Genomic DNA, 12353 nt, shown 5'->3' on the forward strand with positions numbered 1-12353 from the left:
GACGGGGATGGACCGCATCATAAATTCTTATGATTTTCGTATCATGAGAATTCTTGACCCGCCTTTGAACAGGAAAAACAATAGATAACTACTTCAATTATTCTTAAATTAGAATAGTACAGGCCGTATCATGGTCGGTGCGCTATTCCCTATAATCGACCTATCCGATAAGGGGTCGGAAAGGCTTGTTTTCGCATGACTCAGGGGAGAATGAGGGCATGGGCGGTCTGCAAACGACATGGGGCGAGACTTGGGGCCGGGGCGTCTCGCTGAAACGCGTGGCCGGGTTCTCGCTCAACTGGGTTTGGGTGCTCATGGTCTTCTACAGTATCGTTCCCTATCTTTCTTCTTCCGATGTGCGAGGATCGCTCTATATCAACCTGTTCGTATCGCTGTGCGCCATGGTAGTCACGATGCTGTTCATCGCCATCCTCGTGCCCCGGGACGAACGCGTGGGGTCGAACCGCTACGTGGTCGTTGGAGCGGCGCTCATCATGTGCGCGGGCAGTGTGCTCACCATGTTCTCCGATCTGACCACCACGACGGGCATGCTCATGCTCGGCATCAGCAGCATCATGACCGGCACGAGCTCCGCGGTGCTCTTCCTCGCCTGGATCGAGGTGTTTTCCGGGGGAGGAGGCCGCCTCGCCCTCATCGAGATATCATGCGCCATGTGCGCGGCGTTCGTGATCGCGTTCGCGTTGACGATCGTGCCGCCGCTCGCGGCCGATGTCGCCATCGTGCTGCTGCCGCCCGCATCGGCGCTGCTGTTGCTCAGGCTCAAGCGAAACGAGCATCAGGCTCCTTCCGCGCCGCGCGGCGTCATCTCCCGCCAGACGATCGGCCTGTTCGTGAAGGCTCTGCTCGGAGCCGCCCTGTTCGGGGCGATCGAGGGGTTCTTCGACGTTCTCTCGGGCTATCAGACCTACGCGGTGCAGGACATATACGGAACGTATTTGTTCTTGGCGGGCTTTTTGGCCGCTCTTGCAACGGCGCTCATCGCGGTGTTTCTGTTCCGAGACAGCGTTTCGTATACGTATCGTCTCGCCATGCTCCTCTTGTGCGCGGGGTGTCTGTTCACGCCGTTCATGGGCGATAACAGCACGTATTCGACTGCATTCATATTCGGAGGCTACGGATGCTTCACCGCGGCGCTGTGCGTCGTGTGCATCAACGTGTCGCGCAGCTTCAACGTGGGTCCGACCCGCGCTATCGGGCTCGGGTTCGTGGCCCTGTACGGCGGCGAAGTGCTCGGAGCTCTGTGCGCTCATACGATCGAAGCGGTCGGCGTTTCTGAATTCAACCTCGCGGTGCTCACAGTCGTGGCGGTGCTCGTGCTGCTCGTATCCCATCTGTTTCTGTTCACCGAGATCGATCTGATCCGCGTCGGCATCGGGGAACTCGATGCCGTGGTGGTTGCCGACGGCCTCGAGCGTGTGTCTGCGACGGGCGAAGGAGCGGGCGAGGCGGAAGGCGGACCCGATCCGATCGATCCGGGCGCGCTCATTGCCGAACGCTACGGGCTCTCGCCGCGCGAGACCGAAGTGCTGCAGCTGCTCTTGCAGGGCAGGACCATATCGCGCATTCAGGAAAGTTTGTTTATTTCGGCCGGTACGGTGAGCACTCATATTCGCCATATCTACCATAAAGTGGGCGTGGAGAACCGCCAGGGATTGATCGATCTTGTGGAAGAGCTGTTCGATGCGCCGGAGCGGACGAGGGACTGAGCGGGCGATGGAGACGACGTACCTGCAGGAATATGTGCGGGTTGCCGACAGGGGCAGCTTCACGGCGGCTGCACGCGAGCTGCATCTGACCCAGTCGACGCTGAGCAAGCATGTGGCGGTGCTCGAGCGCGAGTTCGGTGCCGAGCTGTTCGTGCGCGACCGGTCGGGCATCTCGATGACCGCGGCGGGAAAGCTTCTCTACGCCCAAGCCCTGCGATTCGCAAACCTGCTTGCGGAAACCGAGGCGCTCGTGCGCAGCGCCCACGAGGGGGCCGAGCCCGCGTCGGCGTCGCGCGCGTCCCGTGCAGGATCGGGTTTCACGGAGCACGCCCAGGGCATGCCCGTTCGGCGCGATACGGCCCTGCGGTGCGCGTGCCGGAGGATGGCGAGCAAGTACGCGCTCGATGAGCGCGAGGTCGGCGCATTGGTTCTCTACCTCGAGGAAAGCGGCTTCGAGGCGATTCAAGCCGAACTCGGCCTATCGCGCGACGAGGTGGCCGAGCTGCTCGGCCGCGTGTACCGTAAGATCGGGGTAGGCGGCAAGCAGGAAGCGCTCGATTTGGTCTATTCCGTTTCGGAATGATCGTAGACGCCCCTCGACGGGTCGGGCATACTGGCAGCATTGAAAGCACGAACATGAAGCTGGGGAGCTTCGGAGCAGAGGGCTTCATCCGATTGTTTAGGATGGAGACCGCAAATGAGTGCTTATCCAATCACGTCAGTCGAAGAGCTGACGCAAGCCTTGCTTGAGCAGGAAGACGGCGCATGCCTGTGCGTCGAACGCGGTGCGTCCGACGACGTAATCAGCGCCCTCATCGCAAAGGCATCCCACCTCGTTCACAACGGTACGCCCGCTCGCATCGTGTGCCCCGATGACGTATCTGCTGCTCGTTACCGCGCGGCGCTTGCCTCGCATCATGGGCTCGGCGGCGATGCGGTGGCGACCGCTCGCGAATTCGCCCTCGAAGCCATGGCCGACCCGCGCGTGCAGAGTGCCGTCGGACGCAGTGCGCGGGTGCTCGACGAAAACGAGCACGACGTGCTCATGGAAGACGTGAAAGTGAGCGGGCTCAAGCCGGGCCGGCTGCGCGAGATGCTCAAATTCTTCTACAAAAGCATAAGCGATACGGCCGATGAGGACGAGGGCTGGCTCGTTACTTCCGAGGAGCAGACCGTGCACGCGATCCTCCTCGAAAACCTCGATGTGCGCCAAGCGCTTCTTCCCTGCGAGGTACCGTCGATGGCGTATCGCGGGCTTGTCGGTGCGGGTATCGAGCCCGAACCCGTTGCGCTCATCGTCGACGATTACGGTTCTCTGAGCAAGGCAACGCAGCGCCTTATCCGCTACCTTGCCACGTCGGGCCTCGTCGCCGTGCGAAGCGCGTTGCCCGTCGCGAACGCCGAGGAGCCGTATCCTCATTTCGATGGTTTCGACGAGCTCGCGGCATCGTGCGATGCGGCGTTTGTGCTCGAAACCGAGAGACGGGTTGCGCCGCGAAAGAGCGTCGTGCTCGATAGCCCCGAAGCGGAATTCGCTTTCGTTGCCCGGGCGGTACGGAAGCGCCTCGCTGCCGGCACCCCTCCGGGCGATGTGCTCGTCGCCGTGCCGAACCCTACGTGGGGAAGCCAGATCAAAGCCGCTTTGGCCGAGATCGGTGTGCCGTCGAACTTCGAGCGCGGCTCGGTGAAGATCAAGGGCGATCCGCGTGCCGAGGGCCGCAACGGTGAAATCAAGCTGGCGACGTTTCTCAAGCTCTACCTCGATCCGCACGATATCACCGCGCTGCGCTCGTGGCTCGGATTGGGCGATTGGCTGCTGCGCTCCGATGCGTTCCTCGAGCTGATGGCGTATGCGCGCGATCGCAACTGCACGGTGGCTGAGGCTCTTGCCTCGTTGCGCGCCGTGTCCGATGACGAACGGGCGACCACGGTGTTCGGCAAGTTCGATGCGCCGCTCGACGAGCTCGAAGAGCTCCGCGCCGCCTGCTCCTCGATCGGGCGGGACGAAGCGGTTGAACTGTTCGCGACGCACAACATGCCGCTTGGGCCATCCGCGGTCGAGCTGCTCGGCAGCGATGCCGCGCATGCCGATATCGAGCGTCTTGCCCGCTGCGCATTCGGCGTTTCGGACGACATCCGCCCGTGCGGCTCCGTGACGATTGCCCCATACCGGTACTGCCATGGCCGCAGCGCTGCCGTCACGTTCGTTACGGGGCTCGTGAACGGGTTTCTTCCTGCGCTCGATGCGGTTGACGACAAGCATACGGTCGACCACCGCCGGGTGGCGTTGGCTCGCGAACGGCTGCTGTTCGTCGATCTGCTCCAGACAGCTCGCGACGAGACGGTCTGTTCGCGCTTCACCCGTGATCGCCTTGAAAATGCGAGCGTGCTTTCCATGCAAACCTCTCGCGTTTACGTCAAGGACGGCGTTCGTTGCGCCGCCGTGACCCCTTCGGAGTTCGCCGATGTGTCCGATGAGGCGCTCGTCGTGCCCGAAGATGCTCCGCGCGAACTCGAAACCCGTGTTCTCTACGCTTCGACGACCCTGTGAAAGGACTGGTTACCATGAGCGATCTTGACGTGTTTGTAATCGACGACGACTTCGATCCGCTGGCTGATCTCGAGCTGGCGGGCGAAGATGAGCAACCCGAAACCGACTACCTGCCGCCCATCCCCGATGCCGAGCTTTCCCGCGTGCCCGAGCGTGTAGAGCTGCCGGCGGCGGTGCGCATCGACAAGCTGCTCAAGGGCATTCCCGGGCAGCAGTTCCGTATCCTTCGTGCCGTCGAATGCTGCGCCGACGAACCGAAGGACATGGATACGGTCGTCGCCGATGTCGAGGCGGCGTACCCCACCAAGACGAGCGTATACGACGTCCCCCAGATCGTACAGCTGCTCGTGCGCGCGGGAGCGCTCGAGCGCTTGGGAGCGGAAGCGGACGCTTCGGTCGAGGGAGAACCTGTTTCGGTAGACACCGGGGTACAGGGAGCCGCTTTTGAATCCGCCACGGCTGCGGACGACTATATCGTGGTGAAGCCCGCGCCGCCTTCGCTCTACCGGGCAACGCGCGAGGGCCTCGATGTCGTTGCTGCACGCAAGAGCGAGAAACTCATCGTGCAGACGATCACCGAGGAGGAACGCTACTTGCCGCTTTACGAACGCATCTTCGAGCTTGCGGGGCGCGAGGGCGGCTGCCCTACCAAGGAGCTCGACCAGGCGATCGACCACGATCCGCTCTGCGAGGAGCCGCGCCGGTTCTGCGGCTACTTCCTCGGCAGGCTCGAGGAGACAGGCGCTGTGCGCTGGCGGGATGCCTGGGTCGTCACCGACCTGGGCCGCGCCGTACTTGAATCGGGCGTTTTCGAAGCAAAAAGGAGCTAACTCATGACACATGTTCAAGACATCGATCTTTCCCCTGTACTGCAGGGCCGCATGGCCACCTACCAGTTCCTCTCGCGGTTATTCTGCTCGGAGGTCGACCAGGAGCTCTACGACACGCTCGTAGCTATGCGCTTTCCGGCGAACACCAGCAACGATCTCGTCGACGAAGGCTATCGGATGATCTGCACGTATCTGAGCCAGGCCGATGGCACGGTGCTCACCGAGCTCGCGGTCGACTTCGTGCGCGCGTTCATCGGATCGGGCAACGACGGCTACTCAGCGGCCTATCCCTTCGAATCGGTGTACACGAGCCCCAAGCGCCTCATGATGCAGGATGCGCGCGACGAGGTGCTCGTGCTGTACCACGCCGCCGGTCTCGACAAGCAGGAAGACTGGAAGGAAGGGGAGGATCACATCGCCCTCGAGCTCGAGTTCGAGCAGATCCTCGCCGAACGTGCGCTCAAGGCGTACGAAGCGGGCGACGAGGATGCATGCGCGCAGCATCTTCTGCAACAGAAGAACTTCCTCGAAGATCATCTGCTCGCATGGTATCCCATGATGGCCGACGACATGCAGAAGTTCCCTCGGACCGATTTCTATCGGGGCCTCGGTAAGCTGACAAGCGGCTTTCTGCAAAACGATCTGGAGTTCTTGGACGATGTGCTGTCCGGTAGGGACGAGAGCGAGAAAGCGGTTGGCGCGGACGCCGCAGACCTCGATGCCGCAGACGTCGCTCAGGCGGATGCCCCGGACGCTGCCAGCGTCGTTCAGGCGGATGCCCCGGAAGCCGCCAGCGTCGCTCAGGTGGATGTCCCGGACGCGGCAGATGCCTATCGCTCGGATGCTTCCGGCTTCCCTGAAGAGAAGAGCCTGGTAGAAGGGATCGCGTGATGAGCGAGCGCGTGGAGAAAGAAAAGCGCACGGGCAAGGCGACGGGTATGTCGCGCCGCACGTTCGCGATCGGCGCCGTAGGCGCGTGTGCGCTCGTGGGTCTCGGCGGCGCGAAGTACCTGCCGAGCAAGACGTTGCTTCGCCCGCCCGGAGGCCAGGACGAAGCGCACCTGGTGAGCGGTTGCTTGCACTGCGAGAAATGCCGCGAGGTGTGCCCGAAAAACGCGATCGCCCCCGGGCATATCGAGCATGGGGTACTCAACGCCCGCACGCCGCGCATGAACTTCAAGGGCGGCTGGTGCGATTTCTGCGAGATGGAACCGGGCGGCCCGAAGTGCATCGCCGCATGTCCCACGCATGCGCTCGAAGAGGTCGATTCGGCACAGGTGATCATCGGGAAAGCGGTGCTCAACCGCGATTGGTGCTTGGCGGCCAAGGGCATGGGGTGCCACGAGTGCGTCGATGCGTGTCAGTACGAGGCGCTCGATCTCGGTGCCGATCACGTGCCCATCGTCGATACGGAGGCGTGCAACGGCTGCGGCGCGTGCGAGTTCGTGTGCATATCGCTGTCGGCAGGATCGATCACGGCGGGTGCGACCGATCGCGCCATCATCGTCGTGCCGACCGAGGAAGCGGGTGAATAGAGCCGTGAAGAGAAAAACGAGTTTGAGGATTCGGCTGGTCGTGATGCTCGGAGTGCTCGCCGTTGTGGCAGTGGGCTACTTCACCTCTGCGGGCATCGGCAACCTGAGCGGCATCGGATTCGGGTCCATCACGCTGCTGTGCCCGCTCGGGGCGCTGCTGGTCATGCTGTCCGAGAAGACGCTCATCCCGCTCGCCGTAATCAGCGTCGTCGTCGTGCTCGTCGTGTGCATCGTGCTCGGCAAGGTGTTCTGCTCGTGGGTGTGCCCCGTGCACTTCATGGCGGGGCTCAAGCGCAAGGAAAAGCGTGCGAAGCAAAACGTCGGCGAAGGTGCGGCGAAGCACGACGGCGCAGTGGGCGATGCCCCCGAGCGGGATGGCGTATGCGCTACGAGCAAAAGCCAGCGTGATGCAAGGCTTGCGGGTACCGAAAGCTTGCAGGATTCGACGCTCGCGCCTGCCGAAGGACCGCAGGCAGCGGTGGACGTCGGTACTGCCGAGTCGCGGGGCGCAGGCGGCGAAGCCGAAAAGCCCATCGGGCGCACGGGATGCGCCACGTGCAAGACGCCGTGCGGCAAGGCCAAGGGCATCAAGATCGACAGCCGCCACGGCATCCTCGCCGCGGCGCTCGGCTCCACGCTCGTCTTCGGCTTCCCGGTGTTCTGCCTCGTGTGCCCCGTGGGCCTGACGTTTGCGACGGTGCTGCTCGGGATGCGCCTGTTCGCCTTCGGCGAAACCACGTGGACGATCGTGGTCTTCGCTGCCATCATCGTAGCGGAGATCGTGTTTCTGCCGAAGTGGTGCCAGCGCTTCTGCCCGCTCGGCGCGCTGCTTTCGCTGTTCAGCGGCCCGAACAAGATGTTTCGTCCGCAGGTGGATGCGAGCACGTGTTTGAAGGAGTCGCAGGGCAAAGCGTGCAGCCTGTGCGAGAAGGCATGTCCCGAAGGCATCAACCTGCACGACATCGCCGCAGGTGAAACCACGCTCAACGATTGCAGCAAGTGCCGCGCATGCGCCGATGCATGTCCCGAGCGCTCGATTGCATTCCCGCTGATTCCGAGCAAGAACCTGCGTCCGGGCAGCGTCGTGTTGGTGCAAGGCGGGGCTTCCGGTTCGGGCGAGTCTGTCGAGCCTGCGGTGCTCCGTGATCCGACGCTGGAAGAAACGAGGTAGCGCCATGTCGATTATCGAAAGCTTGGTAGCCGTGCTCGGCTCGATCGAGAGCGACAAGATCGCCGTTCACGAGGAGCGCTGCATAACGGTGCGCAACCGCAACGCCGACTGCCTGCGTTGCGTGGACGCCTGCACCTCGGGAGCGCTTGCGTACTGCGGCAACGAGCTCGCGGTCGAACCCGACCGCTGCATCGGCTGCGGTACGTGTGCAACGGCTTGTCCCACCTGCGCAATCGAGATCCGCACGCCGACGGATGAGGAGCTCACGGCATCGATCAAGCGGGCGATCGCGGGCTCGAAGGGACATCCCGTCATCGTCTGTGAAACCGCGCTGGCCGCTGCATCGGCTCGGGCGGCGAAAGGCGGGACGGACTCCGAACGTCGCCGGGTGCAGCGTGGAGCCGTTGTCGATGCCGGCCAGATAGTCGAGGTTGTCTGCCTCGGTCGTATCGACGAGTCGGCGCTTGCGGGCATCGCGGCGTACAGGGCCCACGATACGACGCTCGTGTGCGGCACCTGCGAAAGCTGCCCGCATGGGCCGGGAGGCGAGATGGCTCGCTCCGTGGTCGAAAGCGCGCACAACCTGCTGGCGGCTTTCGGCAGCGCGATGCCGATTTCGCTGGTCGACGAACTGCCCGAGCGCGTGATGGTTGAAGGTGCCAGGCGGACGGATGCATCGTGCGGTGCGACGGAAGGCGGTGTTTCGCGGCGTGATTTTCTCCGCGCGGCCAAGGACGGGTCGAAAGAGGCGGCAACGGATGCGGTCTCGCACGAGATCGCATCTCGGTTGGGCGAGGTCGATGCTGCGGCTCCCGTGGCGTATCGCAAGGTCGGCGCCGACGGCGCGCTCTCGCACTTCATCCCCTCGCGGCGCGTTCGCCTGTACAATTACCTCAAGCATGTGGGCGAGCCGGTTGCCGACACGGTGGATTCGCGGGTCATCGGCGCGATGACGATCGATGCCGAACGGTGCAGTTCGTGCAGGATGTGCGCGGTGTTCTGCCCGACGGGCGCCATCGCCAAACTCGACGAGGATGATGCGTTCGGCATCGTACACCGCCCGAGTGTTTGCGTGCAGTGCCGTTTGTGCGAGAGCATTTGCCCGGTGAATGCCATCGAGGTGAGCGGCCGCGTTCCCATTGCACAGTTCATGGGAAGGCAAGCGGTGTGCTACGCGATGAAGAAGCCCGATTGGGAACCGAGTCGGCCCGCATCGGCATTCGACAAGGTGCATGCGATGCTGGGCGACGATCTGGAAATGTGCATGTTCTAACCTCGGGAGTCGGTCAGCCGGCCGCCTGAGACGGATGCGACGAGGAGTGCTGAGCATGATGAAATACACGCTACCGGATTTCACGGTGGGTTTGGGGCTGAACCTGTTCTTCATTCGGTTGATCGAACAGCAGCCCGCCTGTTTTCAGGACGGTGTTGCCATCGACAGCGTGTACGGCTGCTTTCCCGGGTGCGCCTTGAACGGCGGGCGCGCCTTCATCCGCGAGCGCTTCACACCGTCGCAAATGGAGGAGACGTTCTCACTGCTCGCCGAACACGGCGTAAAAGCGCGGCTGACGCTCACGAATATGCTCGCGAGCGAGGACGATCTTGCCGATGGGTACCTCAATGTCATGCTGCAGGCAGCGAGTCGCTACGGCGGCGAGGCGATCGTGTATTCCGATGATGTTGGCGACTATGTGCGCAACCGTTACGGGATGCGGTGCGTGCTTTCTACGACCCGTGCGATCGACGACATCGATGAGATCAATTGCATGACCAAGCGCTACGACTACGTGGTGCTCAACTATAACCGCAACAAAGACCGTGCGTTCATCGATACCATCGAGGACAAGGATAAGGTCGAGATTATGGTCAATGAGTTCTGCTCGTATCGGTGCCCACATCGCCAGGAACACTATCTACACAACAGCGAAGATCAGAAAAGCGGCCGGATGCGCCCGTTCGAGTGCGTGGCGAGCAAAGCCGATTTCTTCGACCATGAGTCCGGGCACCCCGTTATCTTCACCGACGACGAAGTGCGAATGCTCCACGAGGAGACGGGCATCGGGTACTTCAAGATCGTCGGTCGCGGCGTGGCATTCCAAACCGTGCTCGAGGCGTATGCGTACTATCTGATTCGGCCTCAATATCGTGACGAGGTTAAGCGCATGGTCATGCGCGCAGCGGGTTGAAGCCGCTCAGCCTCGGCGGGTGCCGCCGGACTCTGCTGAACTCTGCAGCATTCGAAACGCCGATTTCTGCTGAACCCGAAACACCGAATCCGAAACGCCGAATCCCCATCAGGTGACATGGGGGAGTGCCGATGGCAGTCTTGCGACAGCTCATTTACGTGTTTTTGTCCTTTGTGTTGCGTTTGGAGCCCATTTCACGCTCGATTTCGACCGGACGGCTGAGGTCGTCTAGGCGGCTTTCACGTAAGCCCAGCTCAGCGCGTCGAGCGTTTGAACGCCTAAGCTTCAGGTACAACACAACGAGCAAAAACACGTAAAAACAGGTCTCCGGGCTCATGTGTGCAGCACTGCCCGGGAGTCGGGCAGTGGATACTCCACGTCTCCCGCGTTTGCATTCCGCATTCGACCTCCTTGCCCTGCGCATGTCCCCGCATGTCCCCCCTCGCCCCCGCGCGCCTTCGCGCCCACCCGGACTCTGTGCCCGGCGTGCCCCCACGTGCCCGCGTGTTCCGCCCCTCGTCCCGCGTGCTCTGCGTTGGCTCTGCGGCTCGCTGGGCTGCCTAGCTCCCATAACGTGCCAATGACCAAACGGTAAAGCCCTCGTTTCGGTTTTTCGCCGGGGTCGGCGACGAGCGTATGCTTGTCCGATCATCGGTGAGCGAAACGAGGGCGAGGAATGCAAAAGCACAGCGATTGTCGGCTGTACGTCGGCTCATACACATCGGCCGATAAACCCGAGGGAATCTATCTGCTCGCGCTCGATCCCGGATGCGGTTTGTGCTCGGCCGTTCAAGCCAATGCAGAAACGGAGAACCCGTCGTACCTGCTCTTGGACGGCCGGCGCCTGTTTGCTGCCAACGAGCGATCCGATTGTGCTTGCCTGTCCGCGTTCGCCGTAGAAGAAGACGGGTCCGTGAAGCTTGCCGGCACGTATTGCGCTGAGGGCGCCGGCACCTGCCAGGTGACACTTGATCCGACGGGAGCGTTTGTGTACGGAGCCAATTACGAGAGCGGGTCGATCGCTGGATGCCGCGTTCTGCCCGACGGATCTCTCGGGGCGGGCATTTCTCCTATTGCGCATGAAGGTTCGAGTGCCGATCCCGAGCGCCAGGAAAACCCGCATGTTCATATGGTGGGCTTTGCGCCCGAGTCAAGTTTGCTCATCGCCGTCGATCTCGGCATCGATGAGCTTGTGGCCTACACGGTCGAGGAGGACGGGGAGCTTCGCGAGAATCCTGAACGCGTGTTGCCCGTTTTTGCAGGCGAAGGACCACGCATGGTGGCATACCATCCCGCGCTTCCGCTGGCTGCGCTCATCACCGAACTCGGCAACCACGTGATCGTGTACCGGCTCGGCGAGACGGGCTTGGCGTCTTGGGAGCCGTTGGCTGCATATCCGCTTGCGGCAAGCGGATATGCGGGCGAAGCGCTTGCTGCGCACGTTCAGTTTTCTCCCGATGGGCGCTATCTCTACGCTTCGGTTCGCGGCCCTAACGAGGTCTGCGTTTTTTCTGTCGCCGAATCGGGCGCACTTGAATTGCGCGGTGCATTTCCATCCGGTGGTTCGTGGCCCCGCCATATGGAACTCTCGCCCGATGGCACCATGCTCGCCGTTGCGAACGAGCGCAGCGACGAGGTGGTGGTGTTCGGGATCGATCGAGATAGCGGAGCGCTCTCATCCGAGGTGGCGCGGTGCGGCGTGTCCAGCCCGACCTGCGTTGTATGGCAGAGGTAACGCAGAATGAGAGTGCCCTTGCGGGCCTTTCATCCACTGCGGCAACGATCTGATCGGGCGCGAAACTCCAGAGACTTTATTGGCGAATCGTCAACGCTGCCCCGAGTCGGGTTTGTTGCAGCGGATACGCGGGGCGGCTTCGCTTCCGCTCTGTGCTGGCGGGCGCTTCGGCCCTTGCGGCTTTGCGCTCAGCGCGGTCTTCTTTTTTGCGCTTCGATGTCCGCCAACCGCCTTCGTGCGACGTTTTGGGAGCGTATTCGGGCTACCCGATTCTTGCGATCAGGCAAAGGGAAGCTAGCATCTATTCTACCCTCCGCTTTTTCCTCGCACGGAGGCGGTTGGCGGACATCGGACGTCAACCCTCGGACATCGGACGTCAACCCTCGGACATCGGACGTCAACCCTCGGACATCGGACGTCAACCCTCGGACATCGGACATTAGCCGTCAGCTGTCAGCCATCGGTTGTCAAGCATCGGGAGCCAGGCGTCGGGCGTCGGGTGCCTGGCATCGGCCCGCGGCGCATCGAACTTCGAGTACCAGGTGTTCGACCTGCGTCTACTTAACCGGAGAGGCTCGGAGAAAAGGGGCTTCGCATCGGGCCGGCGTTCTCTTCCTG

The 12353-nt window shown here is 62.4% G+C and carries 10 protein-coding genes; all 10 read left to right on the forward strand.

Features of this window, described 5'->3' with window-relative positions; all coding sequences use genetic code 11:
• The first annotated feature begins 218 nt into the window (after positions 1 to 218).
• The 10 genes from MWL89_RS02565 (at position 219) to MWL89_RS02610 (ending at position 11735) form a co-directional block, all read left to right on the forward strand.
• Positions 219 to 1727 (forward strand): helix-turn-helix transcriptional regulator, encoded by a 1509-nt coding sequence (locus tag MWL89_RS02565; RefSeq protein WP_244411639.1) that lies wholly within the window; start codon positions 219 to 221, stop codon positions 1725 to 1727.
• 7 nt (positions 1728 to 1734) lie between these two features.
• Complete coding sequence (locus MWL89_RS02570; RefSeq protein WP_244411640.1) at positions 1735 to 2310, forward strand: LysR family transcriptional regulator; 576 nt, start codon at positions 1735 to 1737, stop codon at positions 2308 to 2310.
• Positions 2311 to 2424: 114 nt separating this feature from the next.
• Entirely contained in the window at positions 2425 to 4278 is a 1854-nt protein-coding gene (locus MWL89_RS02575) for a DEAD/DEAH box helicase (RefSeq protein WP_244411641.1), read from the forward strand.
• 14 nt (positions 4279 to 4292) lie between these two features.
• A complete protein-coding gene (locus MWL89_RS02580) occupies positions 4293 to 5108 on the forward strand; it encodes a hypothetical protein (RefSeq protein ID WP_244411642.1) in 816 nt (271 codons plus the stop codon).
• A gap of 3 nt (positions 5109 to 5111) precedes the next feature.
• Entirely contained in the window at positions 5112 to 5999 is an 888-nt protein-coding gene (locus MWL89_RS02585; RefSeq protein WP_244411643.1) for a TorD/DmsD family molecular chaperone, read from the forward strand.
• Positions 5999 to 6643: a 4Fe-4S dicluster domain-containing protein gene (locus MWL89_RS02590; protein ID WP_244411644.1), complete on the forward strand. Its 645-nt coding sequence runs from the start codon at positions 5999 to 6001 to the stop codon at positions 6641 to 6643. Before MWL89_RS02585 ends, MWL89_RS02590 begins: the two co-directional genes overlap by 1 nt.
• Entirely contained in the window at positions 6636 to 7814 is a 1179-nt protein-coding gene (locus MWL89_RS02595; RefSeq protein WP_244411645.1) for a 4Fe-4S binding protein, read from the forward strand. The genes MWL89_RS02590 and MWL89_RS02595 overlap by 8 nt, the downstream gene beginning before the upstream one ends.
• 4 nt (positions 7815 to 7818) lie before the next feature.
• The gene (locus MWL89_RS02600; protein WP_244411646.1) at positions 7819 to 9087 is read left to right on the forward strand and encodes a 4Fe-4S binding protein; all 1269 of its coding nucleotides are present in this window, start codon (positions 7819 to 7821) and stop codon (positions 9085 to 9087) included.
• Between the two features lie 55 nt (positions 9088 to 9142).
• Entirely contained in the window at positions 9143 to 10000 is an 858-nt protein-coding gene (locus MWL89_RS02605) for a hypothetical protein (protein WP_244411647.1), read from the forward strand.
• 676 nt (positions 10001 to 10676) lie between these two features.
• Complete coding sequence (locus tag MWL89_RS02610) at positions 10677 to 11735, forward strand: lactonase family protein (protein ID WP_244411648.1); 1059 nt, start codon at positions 10677 to 10679, stop codon at positions 11733 to 11735.
• The last annotated feature ends 618 nt before the right edge of the window (positions 11736 to 12353 follow it).

The organism is Raoultibacter timonensis, from assembly GCF_022845715.1.
Taxonomy (GTDB): Bacteria; Actinomycetota; Coriobacteriia; order Coriobacteriales; family Eggerthellaceae; genus Raoultibacter; species Raoultibacter timonensis.

Excerpts from the sequence above, each read along its gene's own strand:
- MWL89_RS02565 (WP_244411639.1), top strand. The coding sequence starts at position 219 with ATGGGCGGTCTGCAAACGACATGGGGCGAGACTTGGGGCCGGGGCGTC.
- MWL89_RS02570 (WP_244411640.1), top strand. The coding sequence starts at position 1,735 with ATGGAGACGACGTACCTGCAGGAATATGTGCGGGTTGCCGACAGGGGC.
- MWL89_RS02575 (WP_244411641.1), top strand. The coding sequence starts at position 2,425 with ATGAGTGCTTATCCAATCACGTCAGTCGAAGAGCTGACGCAAGCCTTG.
- MWL89_RS02580 (WP_244411642.1), top strand. The coding sequence starts at position 4,293 with ATGAGCGATCTTGACGTGTTTGTAATCGACGACGACTTCGATCCGCTG.
- MWL89_RS02585 (WP_244411643.1), top strand. The coding sequence starts at position 5,112 with ATGACACATGTTCAAGACATCGATCTTTCCCCTGTACTGCAGGGCCGC.
- MWL89_RS02590 (WP_244411644.1), top strand. The coding sequence starts at position 5,999 with ATGAGCGAGCGCGTGGAGAAAGAAAAGCGCACGGGCAAGGCGACGGGT.
- MWL89_RS02600 (WP_244411646.1), top strand. The coding sequence starts at position 7,819 with ATGTCGATTATCGAAAGCTTGGTAGCCGTGCTCGGCTCGATCGAGAGC.
- MWL89_RS02605 (WP_244411647.1), top strand. The coding sequence starts at position 9,143 with ATGATGAAATACACGCTACCGGATTTCACGGTGGGTTTGGGGCTGAAC.
- MWL89_RS02610 (WP_244411648.1), top strand. The coding sequence starts at position 10,677 with ATGCAAAAGCACAGCGATTGTCGGCTGTACGTCGGCTCATACACATCG.